This is a genomic window from Paraburkholderia phenazinium (assembly GCF_900100735.1).
Taxonomy (GTDB): Bacteria; Pseudomonadota; Gammaproteobacteria; order Burkholderiales; family Burkholderiaceae; genus Paraburkholderia; species Paraburkholderia phenazinia.
In genome coordinates this window covers 518,398-535,188 of the sequence record NZ_FNCJ01000003.1, presented here as the reverse complement: position 1 = coordinate 535,188, position 16,791 = coordinate 518,398, and the positions used below count along the sequence as shown (strand labels likewise).

General features: G+C 64.4%; 18 protein-coding genes. 13 read left to right on the top strand and 5 right to left on the bottom strand.

What is annotated here, in order from left to right; translation table 11 throughout:
• Positions 1-35 precede the first annotated feature (35 nt).
• Together BLQ92_RS09495 and BLQ92_RS09490 are read left to right on the top strand one after the other, a co-directional pair.
• Entirely contained in the window at positions 36-908 is an 873-nt protein-coding gene (locus BLQ92_RS09495) for an SDR family oxidoreductase (RefSeq protein ID WP_090683708.1), read from the top strand.
• Positions 909-1,877: an alpha/beta hydrolase gene (locus BLQ92_RS09490; protein ID WP_090683706.1), complete on the top strand. Its 969-nt coding sequence runs from the start codon at positions 909-911 to the stop codon at positions 1,875-1,877.
• A gap of 19 nt (positions 1,878-1,896) precedes the next feature.
• Here BLQ92_RS09490 and BLQ92_RS09485 read toward each other — a convergent pair whose 3' ends face one another.
• Together BLQ92_RS09485 and ygfZ are read right to left on the bottom strand one after the other, a co-directional pair.
• The gene (locus BLQ92_RS09485; protein ID WP_090683704.1) at positions 1,897-2,754 is read right to left on the bottom strand and encodes an NRDE family protein; all 858 of its coding nucleotides are present in this window, start codon (positions 2,752-2,754) and stop codon (positions 1,897-1,899) included.
• Positions 2,755-2,905: 151 nt separating this feature from the next.
• The gene (ygfZ, locus tag BLQ92_RS09480; RefSeq protein WP_090683702.1) at positions 2,906-3,958 is read right to left on the bottom strand and encodes a CAF17-like 4Fe-4S cluster assembly/insertion protein YgfZ; all 1,053 of its coding nucleotides are present in this window, start codon (positions 3,956-3,958) and stop codon (positions 2,906-2,908) included.
• A 78-nt stretch (positions 3,959-4,036) separates the two neighbouring features.
• On the opposite strand from ygfZ, the gene mltG reads away from it, so the two are divergent.
• From mltG to BLQ92_RS09430, 10 genes are all read left to right on the top strand, one after another.
• Entirely contained in the window at positions 4,037-5,047 is a 1,011-nt protein-coding gene (mltG, locus tag BLQ92_RS09475; protein WP_090684047.1) for an endolytic transglycosylase MltG, read from the top strand.
• A complete protein-coding gene (gene tmk / locus BLQ92_RS09470) occupies positions 5,047-5,667 on the top strand; it encodes a dTMP kinase (protein ID WP_090683700.1) in 621 nt (206 codons plus the stop codon). Before mltG ends, tmk begins: the two co-directional genes overlap by 1 nt.
• A gap of 93 nt (positions 5,668-5,760) precedes the next feature.
• Positions 5,761-6,801, top strand: coding sequence for a DNA polymerase III subunit delta' (locus BLQ92_RS09465; RefSeq protein ID WP_090683698.1), 1,041 nt, complete (start codon positions 5,761-5,763; stop codon positions 6,799-6,801).
• Between the two features lie 40 nt (positions 6,802-6,841).
• Complete coding sequence (locus BLQ92_RS09460; RefSeq protein WP_090683696.1) at positions 6,842-7,351, top strand: GNAT family N-acetyltransferase; 510 nt, start codon at positions 6,842-6,844, stop codon at positions 7,349-7,351.
• A gap of 31 nt (positions 7,352-7,382) precedes the next feature.
• Entirely contained in the window at positions 7,383-8,174 is a 792-nt protein-coding gene (locus BLQ92_RS09455) for a TatD family hydrolase (protein WP_090683694.1), read from the top strand.
• 52 nt (positions 8,175-8,226) lie between these two features.
• Entirely contained in the window at positions 8,227-8,985 is a 759-nt protein-coding gene (locus BLQ92_RS09450) for an ankyrin repeat domain-containing protein (protein ID WP_090683693.1), read from the top strand.
• A gap of 123 nt (positions 8,986-9,108) precedes the next feature.
• Positions 9,109-9,465: a Rap1a/Tai family immunity protein gene (locus BLQ92_RS09445; protein WP_090683691.1), complete on the top strand. Its 357-nt coding sequence runs from the start codon at positions 9,109-9,111 to the stop codon at positions 9,463-9,465.
• Between the two features lie 162 nt (positions 9,466-9,627).
• The gene (otsA, locus tag BLQ92_RS09440) at positions 9,628-11,040 is read left to right on the top strand and encodes an alpha,alpha-trehalose-phosphate synthase (UDP-forming) (protein WP_090683690.1); all 1,413 of its coding nucleotides are present in this window, start codon (positions 9,628-9,630) and stop codon (positions 11,038-11,040) included.
• The gene (locus BLQ92_RS09435; RefSeq protein WP_090683688.1) at positions 11,040-12,203 is read left to right on the top strand and encodes an AAA family ATPase; all 1,164 of its coding nucleotides are present in this window, start codon (positions 11,040-11,042) and stop codon (positions 12,201-12,203) included. Before otsA ends, BLQ92_RS09435 begins: the two co-directional genes overlap by 1 nt.
• Positions 12,204-12,422: 219 nt before the next feature.
• Positions 12,423-13,493, top strand: coding sequence for a glycosyltransferase family 4 protein (locus BLQ92_RS09430; RefSeq protein WP_090683686.1), 1,071 nt, complete (start codon positions 12,423-12,425; stop codon positions 13,491-13,493).
• Positions 13,494-13,628: 135 nt separating this feature from the next.
• On the opposite strand, the gene BLQ92_RS09425 is transcribed toward BLQ92_RS09430, so the two are convergent.
• From BLQ92_RS09425 to BLQ92_RS09415, 3 genes are all read right to left on the bottom strand, one after another.
• Entirely contained in the window at positions 13,629-14,216 is a 588-nt protein-coding gene (locus BLQ92_RS09425; RefSeq protein ID WP_090683685.1) for a BPSL1445 family SYLF domain-containing lipoprotein, read from the bottom strand.
• A 439-nt stretch (positions 14,217-14,655) separates the two neighbouring features.
• The gene (locus tag BLQ92_RS09420) at positions 14,656-15,102 is read right to left on the bottom strand and encodes a hypothetical protein (RefSeq protein ID WP_090683683.1); all 447 of its coding nucleotides are present in this window, start codon (positions 15,100-15,102) and stop codon (positions 14,656-14,658) included.
• Positions 15,103-15,348: 246 nt separating this feature from the next.
• On the bottom strand, positions 15,349-15,639 hold the full coding sequence (locus tag BLQ92_RS09415) for a PsiF family protein (RefSeq protein WP_090683681.1): 291 nt from the start codon (positions 15,637-15,639) through the stop codon (positions 15,349-15,351).
• 447 nt (positions 15,640-16,086) lie between these two features.
• On the opposite strand from BLQ92_RS09415, the gene BLQ92_RS09410 reads away from it, so the two are divergent.
• Entirely contained in the window at positions 16,087-16,383 is a 297-nt protein-coding gene (locus tag BLQ92_RS09410) for a YciI-like protein (RefSeq protein ID WP_090683678.1), read from the top strand.
• Positions 16,384-16,791 lie beyond the last annotated feature (408 nt).

Here is a 16,791-nt window from a genome sequence, read left to right as displayed (position 1 = left end):
CTCGCAACCATGTTGCATGGGATCGGAGACACCTGATGTTCCAGTTCGAAGGCAAAGTGGCCGTGATCACCGGCGCGGCGAGCGGTTTTGGGCGCGCGTTCGCGGACAAGGGCGCGGCTCTTGGCATGAAGCTCGTATTGGCCGATGTCGACGCCGCCGCGCTCGCACATACGGTCGAAGCCCTGCGTGCGGCCGGCGCCGACGCGATCGGCGTGCCGACCGACGTGTCGGACGCGAGCCAGGTCGAGGCGCTCGCCCTCGCGGCGCTCGACGCATTCGGCAAGATTCATCTGCTGTTCAACAACGCAGGCGTGGGTTCCGGCGGCTTCCTGTGGGAGAGCACCGCCAACGACTGGGCCTGGGTGTTCGGCGTCAACGTGATGGGCGTGGCGCACGGCGTGCGCGTCTTCACGCCGATCATGCTGCGGCAGAACGAGCCGGCGCATATCGTCAATACGGCGTCGGTGGCGGGGCTGCTGTCGCCGCCGGCGATGGGCATCTACAACGCCTCGAAGCACGCGGTCGTCTCGCTGACGGAGACGCTTTACCACGATCTGCAGAACGCAGGCGGCCAGGTGGGTTGCTCGCTGCTGTGCCCGGCGTTCGTGCCCACCGGCATCGCCGACGCCGAGCGCGCCCGGCCCGAAACCTTGCGCAACGACGCGGCACCGACCCGCTCGCAACTGGCCGCCGGCAAGCAACTGCAGCGAGCGGTGCAGTCGGGCAAGCTGAACGCGCAGGATGTCGCCGAGCTGACCTTCGAGGCGATCGGAGCAGGGCGCTTCTACATCCTCACCCATCCGGCGATCCTGCCGACGGTGCATCTGCGTCATGAGGATATCGAGCAGCAGCGCAATCCGACCGATCCGCTATCGCTCAAACCGGAGGTCAAGGCAGAGAGCCGATAGATGCCGCTGAATCCGAAGATCGCCCTGGTGCTCGACATGATCGCGCGGGCGAAGCGCTCGCCGTACCACGAACTGACCGCACAGGAGGCGCGCGCCTCCTATGAGAAGAGCGCGCCGATTCTCGAAGTTGCGAGTGCGCCGATGTTCTCGGTCGAGGACCTGCCGGTGCCGATGCGCGACGGCGCGTCAATCCGCGCGCGGCTTTACCAGCCGCTCGAACCGAGCTGGGCGCAGCCCGCTCCGGCGCTCGTCTACTACCATGGCGGTGGCTTTACGGTGGGCAGCGTCGATACCCACGACGCGCTGTGCCGGATGTTCGCGCGCGACGCGCAATGCGCCGTCTTGTCCGTCGATTACCGGCTCGCGCCGGAGCATAAATTTCCCACTGCCGTAAACGACGCTTTCGATGCGCTGAGCTGGCTTCATGCCAATGCGGCCGTGTACGGCATCGACACCGGGCGGATCGCCGTCGGCGGCGATAGCGCCGGTGGCACGCTCGCCACGGTCTGCGCAGTACTGGCGCGCGACGCCGGGCTGCCGCAACCGGCCTTGCAACTGCTGATCTATCCGGGCACGACGGGGCATCAACAGACCGACTCGCATGCACGGCTCGCCGACGGCTATCTGCTGTCGGGCGATACGATCCAGTGGTTTTTCGAGCAGTACGTGCGCGAGCCGGCCGATCGCGACGACTGGCGTTTCGCACCGCTCGACGGTCAGCGCGGCGCGCCATCCTTTAGCGGCCTGGCGCCGGCGTGGATCGCGACGGCGGAATACGATCCGCTCAGCGACGAAGGTATCGCCTATGCAGCGAAGCTACGTCAGGCGGGCAATCGAGTCACGCTGATGCGCTATGCCGGGATGATCCACGAGTTCTTCAAGATGGGCGGCTTCGTCCCCGAGGTCGCGCAGGCCCATGCCGATGCGGCGCGGGCATTGCGTTCGGCGTTCGGCCTCGATTCGGACTGAAGACCGCCCAGGCCCAAGCCTAAACCGTAGCCTCCGGCAGCAAGCCTCGGCGTTCGATATTGAACGCGAAACTCCGCTCGAAGTCACCGGGGCGGACCACGCGATGCGAGCCGTTGTCGTCGCTACGCTCCGCGACGGCGGCGCTCAGATGTTCGCCATGGGTGCAATGGGCCACCACGCGCAAAGCCGTGGTGCCGCGGGTCCCGTAGTCGGCGGATTCGATGAAGGCTGCCGACAGCACCCGTTCGCGCTCCAGCGAAATCCCCGTGGACGGCAACTCGTCGTCACGGGCAAGGCGCGGGTCGCGCATCAGTTCGATCAGCCGTTCGAGCGGCACGAGCGGGTCGTCCGCCAGCAGCGCGCTCAACTCGGCCCGCTTGCGCGCAAGCTTGGGCCACGGCGTATCGAGTACCGCATTCGAGATGCCGTGCGTGCCGGCTGTGAGCAGGGCCGGCGGCGCGGCAGAACGGTTGCAGTACCAGCCGAGCTCACGCCGCGACCAGTCGCCGATCAGCAGGTTGAAGCCGTTGTAGATCTCGCCGTCGCGCGCAACCTCTTGCAGGTAATCGAGCGGCCCGCGCTCGGCGGACGGTTCGCCCAGCAACCAGTTGCTCACCAGCGTGCCGCGCGTCGGCGCATCGGCACGCATCTCATGCGGCGCGCGGTAGTTCGTCAATGCCGCGAAACGGCCGTCGCGCGTCATGCCGAGCCATGTGCCGCCGCCCATCAGATCGCGTCCCGCCAGCAAACCCGACGCCTCGGACCACCAGTGCATCGGCTCGGCGGTACGGCGAAAGAACTCGTCGCGGTTGGCGGCAAGCGTGAAAAGCGGCCCGTCGGCCGCGTCGGGCCGCCAGTCGAAGACGATCAGACACATCGGGGGGAGTCTCCCGGGGTGGAGTAAGGGCGAGTGGCTGGGTGTGGCGGTGGCAGGTTCCGGCGGGCGCTCACGGAGGCAGCGGAGCGCCATGAGGCCGACGCACGCAAGATGCCTGCCGGGCGCCGGGACGGCCCACCTCCAGGCCGCATCAAACCTCAGTCGGCAGCGTGTAGGGCAGCGCGAGGAAGGTCAGCGCCCGCCCGTCGGCGGCGCCCAGGTGGATCGACCCGGTCTCCAGCGCCGCGAGCTTGACCTCGACCAGCACATCCACACCGCCTTCCGGCGCCCAGGCGGCATTCACCACCATGCCGCACGGCTGGCCCGGATCGTCCGAGTGGAACAGTTCCATGCCGGGCGCTACCGTAGCGAGTTCGCCGGCCACGTTGGCGAGCGACGTGCGCCGCTTGATCGTGCCGCGATACTGGCTGCGCGCGACGACTTCCTGCCCGGGATAGCAGCCCTTGCGGAAATTCACGCCGCCCAGCACGTCGAAATTGACCATCTGCGGCACGAACTGCTCCACCACCGGCTGGGTGATGCGCGGCTCGCCCGCACGGATGTCGAGCCAGTCCCACACCGCCGCCGAGGCGCGCGTGAGCTTGCCGTCGAAGTGCGGCAGGCGCGCTTCGACTTCGGCTTTCGGTCCGACCCACAGATACCGCAGCCGCCCGAGCGCATCAGGCACGCGGATCAACGAGCCCGCCGGAGCGTCCACCTTGACGTGCACGCCGTCCGGCAGCGCGTCGAATACGCCCGACAGGGCCTTGCGCACATCGCCCGCCAGACCGACCACAGCCAGCTCGCCAGTCGCATCTACGAGCTTCGCCTTGGCGCGCAGCACGAACATCGACAGGCGCTTCTGCACGGCCGCCTGCACGTCCTTCGACACCAGCAGGCGGATCGTCTCGCCGCTGCGCCAGCTCAGAAACGACGCCAGCAGGCGCCCCTTGGCCGAACAGTAGCCGGCCAGACGCGCATTGGCCGCATCCAGATGCTGGGTATCGTTGGTCAACTGGCCGTGCAGGAAGCTGGCTGCGTCGTCGCCGGTCGCGTCGATCACGCCGAATTGCGTCAGCAGCATATAGGCGCCGTGCGCAACGACAGCGTCGAATTCCTCGCGCGCAGGGCGCGGCAACAGGGGGAGCGTGACCGGCGCGGCGGCAGCAGCGGTGCCTGGAGCGGAAGCAAGCGGTGCATTCATGGATTCAGAGAGCAGTCAATTCTGACTTTAGCTAGGGCAAGCAAGTATTATATGGACTTCACCCCAGCCATGTTTCGCATGTCCCTCCTGAAGAAATGTCTCGTTGCCGGCACGATCGTCGTCGCGCTGGCTGCAGCCGCCGTTGCCGGCGGATATCACTGGGCCAACACCCCGATCATCCTGACACCCGCAGAACTCGACGTTACCGTCAAACCGCACAGCAGCCTGCGCAGCGTCACCTTGCAGTTGAACCGCGGCGGCGTGCCGGTCGAGCCGGAGCTGTTCGTCGTCATGACGCGCCTGCTCGGGCTGCAAAGCCAGCTCAAATCGGGCAACTACGAGTTCAAGAGCGGCGTGACGCCGTACGAAGTGCTGCAGAAGATCGCCCGCGGCGACGTCAACGAGTACGTCGCGACGATCATCGAAGGCTGGACCTTCAAGCGCATGCGTGCCGAACTGGACGCGAATCCCGCGCTCAAGCACGATACGGCCGGCATGAGCGACGCCGACCTGCTGAACGCGCTCGGCGTGCCGGAGGCCTCGATCGGCAACGGTGAGGGGCTGTTTTTCCCGGACACTTACCTGTTCGACAAGAACACCAGCGACCTCGACGTCTACCGCCGCGCTTATCACCTGATGCGCGAGCGTCTCGACGAGGCCTGGATGGCACGCGCGCCGGGCCTGCCGTACAAAACGCCTTATGATGCGCTGACGATGGCGTCGATTATCGAAAAGGAAACCGGCAAGGCTTCGGACCGGCCCATGGTGGCGGCCGTGTTCGCCAACCGGCTGCGCGTCGGCATGCCGCTGCAGACCGATCCGACCGTGATCTACGGGATGGGCGACGCTTACACGGGGCGCTTGCACAAGCGCGACCTGCAGACCGACACGCCTTATAACACCTACACCCGGATGGGCTTGCCACCCACCCCAATTTCGTTGCCGGGGGTCGCGTCGCTGCAGGCGGCTCTCAACCCGGCACAGACCACCGCGCTGTACTTCGTGTCGCGCGGCGACGGCAGCAGTATCTTTTCTGACACACTCGGCGATCACAACAAGGCCGTCGACAAATATATTCGAGGGCAATGATGGCGCGGGGCAAATTCATCACGTTCGAAGGCATTGACGGAGCGGGCAAGACCACGCATCTCGCGTGGTTTCGCGAGCGCCTGGAAGCGCATATCGCGGCAAGCGGCCGAACGGTCGTCATGACGCGCGAGCCGGGCGGCACCAAGCTCGGCGAGTCGTTGCGCGAAATCCTGCTGCACCAGAAGATGGACCTCGAAACCGAGGCCCTGCTGATGTTCGCAGCGCGCCGCGAACATCTGGCAGAAGTGATCGAGCCGGCGCTGGCACGCGGCGACTGGGTGCTGTCGGACCGCTTCAGCGACGCGACCTTTGCGTACCAGGGGGGCGGCCGCGGCCTGCCGCGCGACAAGCTGGAGGCGCTGGAGCGCTGGGTGCAGGGCGGGTTTCAGCCGGACCTGACGCTGTTGTTCGACATCCCGCCGGACACCGCCAGCGAGCGCCGCAGTTCGGCGCGCGAACCGGATCGCTTCGAGAGCGAATCGGACGCGTTTTTCGCTCGCACGCGTGCCGAATATCTGCGCCGTGCCGAAGAGGCGCCGTACCGGTTCGCTATCATCGACTCTTCGCAGAGCATTCCGCAAATTCAGAAAAAGCTCGAAGAATTGATTGCAACGTTTTGATTTTAAACAAATATAAACAATCATTATAACGATGCGCTAGCTCGCCTCACGCTTGAGCATGCGCACTTAACCTATTGAATTAAAAGAGAAACAATGATGTATCCGTGGCAAGCCGATGACTGGAATCGCCTGCAACAACTGCGCGGGCATTGGCCGCACGCGTTGCTGCTCCATGGGCAAGCGGGCATCGGCAAGCTGCGCTTTGCGCAGCATCTGGCGCAAGGCCTCTTGTGCGAAGCGCAGCTCCCGAACGGCGAGCCGTGCGGCGCCTGCGCTGCCTGTAACTGGTTCGTGCAAGGCAACCATCCGGACTACCGGATCGTGGTGCCAGAGGCGCTGGCCGCCGAAGCAGGCCTTGCCAACGCGGCGGCCGCGGACGAAAAAGCCGACAAGGCCGACGCCGACGACGCCAAAAAGACCCGCACGCCGAGCAAGGAAATCAAGATCGAACAGGTGCGCGCGCTGCTGGATTTCTGCGGCGTGGGCTCGCATCGCGGCGGTGCACGTGTCGTGGTGCTGGCGCCGGCCGAGGCGCTCAACGTCGCGGCTTCCAATGCGCTCCTGAAAACGCTTGAAGAACCGCCGGCGGGCGTGGTGTTTCTGATGGTGTCGGCACGCATCGACCGTTTGCTGCCCACCATTATCAGCCGCTGCCGTCAGTGGCCCATGACAGCCCCCGCGCCGGAGATCGCCACGCCGTGGCTCGCCGCGCAGGGCGTGGCCGATGCCCCGGCGCTGCTCGCCGAGGCGGGCGGCGCGCCGCTCACGGCGCTGGCGCTGGCAAGCGACGAGAACCGGACGCTGCGCGACTGGACCCTCAAGCAGCTTGCCGCCGGCCCCGGATGCGATGCGTTTGCCTGCGCCGAGGCGCTGCAGAAGCTGCCGGTGCCGCTGGTGCTGGGCTGGCTGCAGCGCTGGCTTTACGATCTGCTGGCCCAGCGTACCGCCGGCGCGCCGCGTTATTTTCCCCAGGCTGCGGCCGCGCTCGACCGCTGTGCTGCACAGGCGGACGCCACCGCTTTCGCCCGTTTCATCAAGACCGTGACACGCCAGCGGGCGGTGGAAAACCATCCGCTGAACGCCCGGCTGGTCTTCGAAGAGCTATTTATCGGCTATCGCGACCTGTTTGCTTAAGCCTGACCTTTCAGACCTGACACCTGACTAACCCGCCATCATGAGCCTTTCGTACCGCGATGCCACGCTCGACGACCTGCCTGCTATCGTTGCCATCTACAACTCGACCGTACCGTCGCGCCAGGTCACGGCGGATCTGGAGCCGGTGAGCGTCGAAAGCCGGCTTGGCTGGTTTCACGCGCATGGGCCGCAAAAGCGCCCCTTGTGGGTGGTCGAAGACGGCGGCCGGGTGATCGCCTGGCTGAGCTTTTCGGATTTCTACGGCCGCCCGGCCTATCAGCGCACCGCTGAAGTCAGCATCTATCTGGACGAAGCGGCACGCGGCAAAGGGCTTGGCAAGCAGTTGCTGGCCGCGTCGCTGGCCGCCGCGCCGGAGCTCGGCATCGATACCGTGCTTGGCTTCATTTTCGGCCACAATGAAGCGAGCCTGCGCCTGTTCCGCGGTTTTGGCTTCGCCGACTGGGGGGCGCTGCCGCGCGTCGCTGTGCTGGATGGCGTCGAACGCGATCTGATGATTCTCGGCCGGCGGCTCGATCACTCCAACACCTGAACACCTACCGGATTCACCGCAGGACACCACCATGTTTGTCGACTCGCACTGTCACATCAACTTCGAAGGACTCGCCGACCGCCTGCCGCAGGTCATCGAGAACATGCGCAGCCACTCGGTCACGCATGCGCTGTGCGTATCCGTCGACCTCGAAAGCCTGCCGTCCGTGCTGGCTGTGGCCGAGGCCTACGAGAACGTCTACGCCTCGGTCGGGGTGCACCCGGATCACGAAGACGCGCAGGAGCCAAGCGTCGCCGAACTGGTCGAGCTGGCCAAACACCCCAAGGTCGTGGCGATTGGCGAGACAGGCCTTGACTACTACCGGCTCGAAGGCCGCACGATCGCCGACATGGAATGGCAGCGCGAGCGCTTTCGTACCCACATTCGCGCCGCGCATGCCACCGGCAAGCCGCTCATCATCCATACCCGCTCGTCGGCCGAAGACACGCTGCGGATCATGGCCGAGGAGCGGGCGGGCGAGCCGGGCGGCGTGATGCACTGCTTCACGGAGCCGTGGGCGATCGCCGAACAGGCCCTCGCGCAGAACTTCTATATCTCGCTCTCGGGCATCGTCACCTTCAAGAGCGCCACCGACGTGCAGGACGTGGCGCGGCGCGTGCCGCTCGAGCGTTTGCTGATCGAAACCGACTCGCCGTACCTCGCGCCGGTGCCTTATCGTGGCAAGCCGAATGAACCTGCGTACGTAAGTTATGTCGGACGCTTCATCGCGCAACAACGCGAGATGCCGGATGCGGCGCTGGCCGCCGCCACCACGGAAAACTTCTTCCGGCTCTTCAAGATTCCCGCGCCAGCCGGCGTATGAGGCTTGAAATCGAATATTATCAATAGTATAGGGACGATTCCTAAAGTTAAATATGAACAAATACCTGACCAAAACTCACGCCCTCAACACCCAGACTGCGCCTTCGTCCGTCGCCAACCGCACCAGCGTGGCGGCATCGCTGCGCCGCGCCGCCGCGCGGATGTCGCGCCTCACGCTGGCAGGCGGCTTCGCCTGCGCCGCGCTTGCCGCGCTGCCGGCCCACGCCGCGCCGGCCGACACCATGATCAAGGCAGTCAAGTTCGATGACGTGAAAGAGGTCAACAAGCAGCTCGCAAACGGCATGGACCCGAATCTGACCGACGACCAGGGCATGCCGCTGCTGGTGCTGGCCGCCCGCGAGAAGTCGGACAAAGTGGCGGCGGCGCTGGTCGCCAACCCGAAGACCAACATCGAGATCACGGACAAGGCCGGCGAGAACGCCATGATGCTGGCCGCGCTGAACGGCGACGTCGAGATGGTGCAACTGCTGATCTCGAAGGACGCCGAGGTCAACAAGAAGGGCTGGGCGCCGCTGCACTACGCAGCCGCCAACGGCCATGACGACATCGTCAAGCTGTTGCTCGACCACTCGGCTTACGTCGACGCCGGCTCGCCGAACGGCACCACGCCGCTGATGATGGCGGCGCGCGGCGGCCATGTGTCGACGGTGAAGCTGCTGCTCGACAACGGCGCGGACCTGTCGGTGAAGAACCAGATCGGCATGAACGCGCTCGACTTTGCCAAGCAGTACAAGGAACCGGACGTCGTCGAAGGGCTGACGGCGCGCATGCAGCAAATGCAGCAGAAGTAAGGAAACAAGCCGGCATGCCGCGCCCGCGGTAAAACAGTGCAAAATAACGGCTACGGCGCGCTTTGGGGCGCGCCGTTTCTATGCGGCATCAGACCGCTCGATAATTACCCTGGAAGGATCACCATGCTGCGGGCTTTGATTTGCGCCAGCGCGCTTGCCGTACCGCTAACGGCTGCCGCGTTCACGGGAGGCGACCTCAACAGGCTGTGCGAGAAAACGGATGTAGCGTCGCGCAGCGCATGCGCCGCGTATATCGAAGGCGCGGCTGACGGCGTCTTCAACACCATCGACGCGATCGGCGGCACCACCGGTCCGCGGGTCGGCCAGTATTTCTGCCTGCCGCAGGACGCCCGTTCGCAACAGCTGACGGACGCGGTGCGCAAGTACATCGCCGAGAATCCGAATGCGATTGGTTATAACGCCAGCACGGCCATTTCCCTGGGGCTCGGCAAGGCGTTTCCGTGCAAGAGCGGCGAGTAAGCCTGCTTAGGTAGGACCGCTCAGGCAAGCCCGCCTGAAGGCCCGGCTTGCGCCGGGCTTGCAACTGACTTCCTCGCGACTGGTCGAACTGTCATTCTGGGGGCAGCGAACCAGGGGCCGCTCCTCTGCGGGCGTCACCCCGAACCGAGGAGGACAACAGACATGGGCCGACTGATCGTCGTGTCGAATCGCGTGGCAACCCCGACGGAAACCAGGGGCTCGGCCGGAGGGCTGGCCGTCGGCGTATTCGGCGCCTTGAAGGACGCGGGTGGCGTGTGGTTCGGCTGGAGCGGCGACGTGGTCAGCGAAACCGTCGCCAATGCCGGCCCGACGCTCGAACACGAAGGCGCGGTGACCTTCGCCACTGTCGGACTGACGCGCAAGGACTACGACCAGTACTACCGTGGCTTTTCGAACGCCACGCTGTGGCCGGTGTTCCACTATCGCAACGACCTCGCTCGCTACGAGCGCGAGGAGTACGCCGGCTACCGGCGCGTGAACGCGTGGCTCGCGCACCGGCTGATCAAGCTGCTCGAACCCGACGACGTGATCTGGGTGCACGACTACCACCTGATCCCATTTGCCGAAGCGCTGCGCTCCGAAGGCGTGACGAACCGCATCGGCTTCTTTCTGCATATCCCGTTTCCGGCGCCGCAGATTCTCCTGAATATCCCACCGCACGAAGAGCTGGTGAAATCGCTGTGCTGCTACGACCTGCTGGGCTTCCAGACCGCCACCGACCAGCTCGCGTTTCACGACTACCTGGTGCGCCATGCGCGCGGCACGGTCAGCGCCGAAGGCCATGCGGAGGCGTTCGGACGCAGTTTGCGCACGGGCGTCTACCGGATCGGCGTGTTCCCGGACGAAATCGCCGAGCAGGCGCAGCGCTATGAGAGCCGCCAGCATGTGCTGGACCTGAAGCAGAGCCTCGAAGGCCGCAAGCTGATCATGAGCGTCGACCGGCTCGACTATTCGAAGGGCCTCGTCGAACGGTTTCGCGCCTTCGAACATTTGCTGGAGCGCTCGCCCGAATGGCGCGGCAATGTCACGCTGGTGCAGATCGCGCCGCCCACCCGTTCGGACGTCGCCACCTATCAGCAGATCCGGCAGGACCTCGAATACGAGGCAGGGCGCATCAACGGCCGCTATTCGGGCCTCGACTACACGCCGATCCGTTACCTGAACCAACGTTATGACCGCTGGAAGCTGATGTCGCTGTTTCGGGAGTCGCAGATCGGCTTTGTCACGCCCTTGCACGACGGCATGAATCTGGTCGCCAAGGAGTATGTGGCCGCGCAGAATCCGGACGATCCGGGCGTGCTGGTGCTGTCGATCTTCGCCGGCGCAGCGGCGGAACTGACGGGCGCGCTGCTGGTGAATCCGCATGATGCGGTGGGCATGTGCGAGGCCTTGCAACGCGCGCTTTCGATGCCGCTGGAGGCCCGTCAGCGCCGCCACGAGATCAACATGGAAGCCTTGCGCAAGAACGATCTGGGTGTGTGGCGCGACTCGTTCCTCGCCGACTTGCGCAGCGTGCCGGTGCACGGCGCGGACCATGCGGGGCGCTCGTCCTGATGCTGACGACGCTCGCGATTGCCAACTACCGGTCGCTGCGCGAACTGATCGTGCCGCTTGGGCAACTGAATATCGTCACCGGGCCGAACGGCAGCGGCAAGTCCAGCGTGTATCGCGCCTTGCGGCTGCTGGCGGAGACGGCGCGCGGCGGCGTGATCGCCTCGCTCGCGCGCGAAGGTGGCCTGCCGTCGACGCTGTGGGCCGGCCCCGAACGCTTCTCACGCGGCATGCTGGCGGGCGACCAGCCGGTGCAAGGCGTGCGCCGCAGCGAGCCGGTCAATTTGCGGCTCGGCTTTGCCGGCGACGAATTCGGCTATGCGATCGACCTCGGCCTGCCGACGCCCTCGAGCTCGGCGTTCTCGCTCGATCCGGTCATCAAGCGCGAATGCATCTGGAGCGGCCCGCTGGTGAGGCCCTCGGCGCTGTTGGTGGACCGCCAGGGCGCATCGATCCGCGCGCGCGACGACAGCGGCGAGTGGCAGACCATCCCGCAACCGGTCGCCAGCTTCGACAGCATGATGACGGAGTTCTCCGACCCGCGCAGCGCGCCGGAAATGATCGCGGTGCGCGAGCAGATCCGCTCGTGGCGCTTCTACGACCACTTCCGCACCGATAGCGAGTCGCCCGTGCGGTTGCCGCAGATCGGCACGCATACGCCGGTGCTGAGCGACGACGGCGCCGATCTGGCGGCGGCGCTGCAGACGATCCGCGAAATCGGCAACCCGGCCGCGCTCGACGCCGCCATCGACGACGCGTTTCCGGGCGCGAGCGTCGATGTGGTCAACCTCGATGGCCGCTTCGAAGTCACGATGCATCAACACGGGCTGCTGCGCCCGCTAAAAGGCGCGGAGCTGTCCGACGGCACCCTGCGCTATCTGTTGCTGGTGGCAGCTTTGCTGACACCGCGTCCGCCCGCCTTGCTGGTGCTGAACGAACCGGAAACCAGCCTGCATCCGGACCTGCTGCCGGCGCTGGCGCGGCTGATTGCCCACGCGTCGCGCCACTCGCAGGTGCTGGTGGTGTCGCACGCGGCGCGCCTGATCGCAGCGCTCGAGCGCGAGGACGGAAGCCATTCGATCGTGCTCGAAAAGGAACTCGGCGCGACCCGCATTGCCGGCGCCGACCAGCTCGATCTGCCGCCCTGGAAATGGCCTGGACGCTGAGACGCGGCGCGCGGCAAGGATGTTTCCTGACTGTAACAGCGTGCAGGAATTGAAAGGCTTAGGGCTTTTTCGCGCAGATTGCGGAACAATCGGTCCAATAATCGGGCCATAATTGAAGGTTAGTAAGCTACGTAAGCTGGCCGGGCCAAAGCGTCGGCGGGCCGTGCGGCGGCCGCCTCGCCGCGCGATGTCACGCCGTCAGATAAACGGAGACAAACAATGAGAATTGCTCAGATCGCCCCCTTGACCGAATCGGTGCCGCCGAAGCTGTATGGCGGGACCGAGCGGGTCGTGTCGTACATCACCGAGGCGCTGGTCGACCTTGGGCACGATGTGACGCTGTTCGCGAGCGGCGACTCGGTCACCAGCGCAAAACTGGAGGCGGTATGGCCACGCGCGCTGCGCCTCGACCCCGGCATTCGCGACCGGATCGCGCCGCATATGCTGCTGATGGAACTGGTGCGCCGCCAGGCCGAGTCGTTCGATGTGCTCCATTTTCACATGGACTACTACTCGTTCTCGGTGTTCAAGCGCCAGGAGACGCCGTTCGTCACGACCCTGCATGGCCGGCTCGATTTGCCGGAGCAACAACCGGTGTTCGACACCTTCAACACCGCGCCGGTGATCTCGATTTCGAATTCGCAGCGCCACCCGCTGCCGCAGGCCAAATGGCTGACCACGGTTTATCACGGTCTGCCTGAGAAGCTGTATACGCCGCAGCCGGTCGAGCAGAAGTATCTGGCGTTTCTCGGCCGCATCTCGCCGGAAAAGCGCGTCGATACGGCAATCCGCATCGCTGCGCGCTGCGGCCTGCCGATCCGCATCGCGGCGAAGGTCGACGCGGCGGACACCGAATACTTCGAACGCGAGATCAAGCCGTTGCTGGACCTGCCGCATGTCGAATTCATCGGCGAGATTGCGGATCATCAGAAGGCCGAATTCCTCTCGGGCGCGCACGCGTTGCTGTTCCCGATCGACTGGCCGGAACCGTTTGGCCTCGTGATGATCGAGGCAATGGCGTGCGGCACGCCGGTGATCGGCTTCAATCGCGGCGCGGTGCCGGAAGTGCTGGAAGACGGTGTGACGGGCTATATCGTCGAAGACGAGATCGGTGCGGTCGCGGCAGTGAACCGCTTGCACAAGGTGCCGCGCGCCGGCGTACGGGAGCGCTTCGAGACGCGCTTCACCTCGCACCGGATGGCGCAGCAGTATGTCGACGCCTATCAGTCGGTGATCCGGGCGCAGAAGCGTTCGCGCTTCAAGGTGATCGATACGACCACGCCGCGTTAAGGCGCGCGGCTGGACTCCCTTGCTGGATACCCTGTTACCGGCTGCGAAGCCGGTAAAAAAACGGCGATGCACATGATGGCATCGCCGTTTTTCATTGGGTCCCGAGAGTCAAATGCAGACCCTCGCGCCACAGACCTAGATCTTCAGACGCGACACCTTCGTCCCGTTGATCGAGACGTCGCCCATCAGGCCGGCGTTGGTCAAGATGAACACTTCGACCGGTGCGGTGGCCGTGGTGGTGTCGATCGCGCCGTTGGCGCCCATTTTGACGAGGGCCACCGAAGCATCGCCGCCGGCCGACCAGCCGTCGGTATTGCGGAATTTGTCGAGCGAGTCCTGCGTCATGAACAGGAAGATGATGGCCTTCGACTGTGCACCGGCCTGCAGACCGAACGAACCCGACACCGTGCTGTAGTAGCCGACGGTGGAGCCGCCCACCCGCAGTGCACCTTCGCCATACTGGCCGCCGACGATAAACCCAGCCTGCAGCACCGACGGGAACACCAGCACGCCACGCGCCTTCGACACGAGCTCTCGCGAACCGGGCACCGTCTGGAAGAGGCGCGACATCGTACCGTCGACGCTGGCATCGATCGACTGGCGTTTCGATGAGTTGGTCGAGGCGTTGTCGGGAGTGCCTGACGAGGTGGTGCATCCAGCGAGTGTAAGGCCTCCGAAAGCGAGCGCGGCGCTGGTCTTCAGCATGAAGTTTCGTCTTTGCATCGTTTTTCTCCGTCGTGGTTCCTGGGCGCAACCTCGTTGTGTACTGCCGGGTTGCCTGAGAAGTTATATCACAGGCTCACAAAATGGGTGCGCTCGGGGGCATCGCGAGAAGCCTTGTGGGGCGGGCGTTTGCGGCCGATCGGCAGAATTCGTTGGGTAACTTTGACCGATCTCAAACGGCCCATGAAAGTAACTTGAAAGCCGCCAGCGCGTTGGCTTTCGCAGCGAATCTGGCGTCTCCGCGCAAGCCCGCAGCACTGCCTGCGACGTGATTCTGCGAGGCGCTTTTTACCGATTTCCGGGGGGCAGAACGAATGAAACTAACTTGAAAGAATTGTGCGAATGTGTTGCCGCGATGTCGTAGAGGCGCAATCAGGACTCGCCTTGGGCGGCGGCAAGATGCGCCTGCGAGGCGTGCTCGACGCCTGCAGGCGATACTTCAATGGTTGGGCGTGCTCTTGACTGTCGGTGGCCGGCGCAGCGCACGGCGAATGCCGCCGATCAGCGCCCCGATCAGAAACAGCACGACAGCCGGCACGATCCAGTAACCGACAAACGCGTGCCACAGATAGGCGAACAGCGTCGTGCGGCGCAATGCATATTCGTCGCGAGCTTCTTGCTGGCGGGGCGCATTGGCGGCCAGCACGACGGCCGGGCAGCCGGCTGCGCGCGCCTCATCGGGCTCGCCGTGACAGCGGGCTGGGGCGCCGGCGGCGCGTTGCGCGTCGGTGAACTCCCACGTGGTCAGCGCGCGCTCGAGGTCGACGGCGTTATAGGCCATCTCCTCCTGAATCTCGCGCACCGCGACGATCGCGACCGGCACCGCCCAAAAGACGATGACGACCAGCCACCGCCTGAACCAGCGGTTTTTGTGTCTCCATACCATTCTTGCCTCCGTTCGATGCACAGTGGCATCAACGACAAGATGGCGGCCCGATGGCGCATGGTGTTTTATAGATGGGCCGTCTCCGCAGCCATCATAGAAGAAAATGCCGCGCTCCGGCGAACGGACTTTGAAAGGTGGGGAATGGGCGGGGCGGCGGCGCGAAACGCCGCGACGGCTGAAACGTATTGAGCGGTCCGACGGCCGTAACGATGGGCGCGACGGCCGGACCGGGCGATGCTTGCCTGCTTAGCTCTTGTTGCTCAGGCAGGTCGACATGAAGGCCTTGCGATCGTCGCCTTTCTTGCCGGCGGCTTGCATATTGCATGCCTTCATCTTTTCTTGCTGGGTCATCGGCGCCGCCGTGGGCGTGGAACCCGACAGGCACGACTTCATGAAGGCCTTGCGGTCGTCGCCTTTCTTGTCGCCGGCCTGCTGGTTACACACGGTCATCTTCGACTGCTGGCTGTTCTGGGCGAAAGCCGGTGCGGCCAGCACGGCGCCGAGGACGAGGGCAGCGAGAGCGGATTGGATCTTCATGGGACACTCCATCGGTGGTGAAAACTGTTATTGGTAGTCGTACAACCGGGCGTCGTAGGCATCCGTTTGCCCATCGCCGTCGTTATTATGGCAAAACTGTCAGGTAAAACGGATGGCGGCGTCGGCTGGTTGACAGCCGCCAAGGCGGGGTTTCCCCAGGCGCGCAGCCCGTTTCGGCCGCCAGGCGATGGCGGGCAGGGTACGGCGGGATGGCGTAGAGCGCGCAAATAGTACGGAGTCCGGATTGAATTTTCGGTGGCCGTCGTGGCCTTTCAGTGGACTCATCCGGTCTCGCCGGCAGTGGAAAATGCGTTCATTCTTATAACGGCGATTCACTCGCAACGGAATAATAAATCGGCACAAAATTCCGTAACTAATGTAATCACGCAATATTGACGCTATTGACGCAATCCGAATCTGTTGTTCTCGAACTCAAGAGGCATAACCATGCATTACTTACTGATCTACGATCTGAGCAGCGACTATCTCGAACGCCGTGCCGCCTGGCGCGAGGAGCATCTGAAGCTGGCGTGGGCCGCCGCAGGGCGTGGCGAGCTGGTGCTGGCCGGTGCGCTTGGCGAGCCGACCGACAACGCGATGCTGTTGTTCGCCGGCGCTTCGCCGGCTGCCGCGGAAGCGTTTGCAAACGCTGATCCCTATGTGCGGGAAGGCCTGGTGACCCACTGGCGGGTGCGTCCATGGCTGACGGTGGTGGGCGAGCAGGCCTCGAATCCGGTGCGTTGAGCGCGTGCGCGTAGGGCCGGGCATTGGCGTCAAGACGGCCACAAGGAAGTTCGGCATATGGGCTGACCCGCGTGTTGTACGGTGCCTACGCCTCTCATATTCGCCATTAAAAAGGCATAAGACTTTTTCTGCTTCATTTTCTGAAATGGTGCGGAAATTCTTCCCGCACGGTGTGCACGATAGCCAGATGCGCTGTCGGAACTGCCTGAATTTCTGCCGCGGCTATTGGAAATTCAACGCAACAAAAAGCACAAGTTTGTTTCCATCCGTAACACTTGTCTTTGTCATATTCATGCAAACCCTGGTGGTGGTATGCTTCCTGCACAATTTCTCCAATGCACGAGTGAGACCACGTTTTGTGCTTCGCGGTGGGGAACATTCGCACTAACGCAGTGCGACAAACGCGAT

What these genes read in the sequence shown, in the direction of transcription:
- BLQ92_RS09495 (WP_090683708.1), top strand. Translation starts at nt 36, where the DNA reads ATGTTCCAGTTCGAAGGCAAAGTGGCCGTGATCACCGGCGCGGCGAGC.
- BLQ92_RS09490 (WP_090683706.1), top strand. Translation starts at nt 909, where the DNA reads ATGCCGCTGAATCCGAAGATCGCCCTGGTGCTCGACATGATCGCGCGG.
- BLQ92_RS09485 (WP_090683704.1), bottom strand. Translation starts at nt 2,754, where the DNA reads ATGTGTCTGATCGTCTTCGACTGGCGGCCCGACGCGGCCGACGGGCCG.
- ygfZ (WP_090683702.1), bottom strand. Translation starts at nt 3,958, where the DNA reads ATGAATGCACCGCTTGCTTCCGCTCCAGGCACCGCTGCTGCCGCCGCG.
- mltG (WP_090684047.1), top strand. Translation starts at nt 4,037, where the DNA reads ATGTCCCTCCTGAAGAAATGTCTCGTTGCCGGCACGATCGTCGTCGCG.
- tmk (WP_090683700.1), top strand. Translation starts at nt 5,047, where the DNA reads ATGGCGCGGGGCAAATTCATCACGTTCGAAGGCATTGACGGAGCGGGC.
- BLQ92_RS09465 (WP_090683698.1), top strand. Translation starts at nt 5,761, where the DNA reads ATGATGTATCCGTGGCAAGCCGATGACTGGAATCGCCTGCAACAACTG.
- BLQ92_RS09460 (WP_090683696.1), top strand. Translation starts at nt 6,842, where the DNA reads ATGAGCCTTTCGTACCGCGATGCCACGCTCGACGACCTGCCTGCTATC.
- BLQ92_RS09455 (WP_090683694.1), top strand. Translation starts at nt 7,383, where the DNA reads ATGTTTGTCGACTCGCACTGTCACATCAACTTCGAAGGACTCGCCGAC.
- BLQ92_RS09450 (WP_090683693.1), top strand. Translation starts at nt 8,227, where the DNA reads ATGAACAAATACCTGACCAAAACTCACGCCCTCAACACCCAGACTGCG.
- BLQ92_RS09445 (WP_090683691.1), top strand. Translation starts at nt 9,109, where the DNA reads ATGCTGCGGGCTTTGATTTGCGCCAGCGCGCTTGCCGTACCGCTAACG.
- otsA (WP_090683690.1), top strand. Translation starts at nt 9,628, where the DNA reads ATGGGCCGACTGATCGTCGTGTCGAATCGCGTGGCAACCCCGACGGAA.
- BLQ92_RS09435 (WP_090683688.1), top strand. Translation starts at nt 11,040, where the DNA reads ATGCTGACGACGCTCGCGATTGCCAACTACCGGTCGCTGCGCGAACTG.
- BLQ92_RS09430 (WP_090683686.1), top strand. Translation starts at nt 12,423, where the DNA reads ATGAGAATTGCTCAGATCGCCCCCTTGACCGAATCGGTGCCGCCGAAG.
- BLQ92_RS09425 (WP_090683685.1), bottom strand. Translation starts at nt 14,216, where the DNA reads ATGCAAAGACGAAACTTCATGCTGAAGACCAGCGCCGCGCTCGCTTTC.
- BLQ92_RS09420 (WP_090683683.1), bottom strand. Translation starts at nt 15,102, where the DNA reads ATGGTATGGAGACACAAAAACCGCTGGTTCAGGCGGTGGCTGGTCGTC.
- BLQ92_RS09415 (WP_090683681.1), bottom strand. Translation starts at nt 15,639, where the DNA reads ATGAAGATCCAATCCGCTCTCGCTGCCCTCGTCCTCGGCGCCGTGCTG.
- BLQ92_RS09410 (WP_090683678.1), top strand. Translation starts at nt 16,087, where the DNA reads ATGCATTACTTACTGATCTACGATCTGAGCAGCGACTATCTCGAACGC.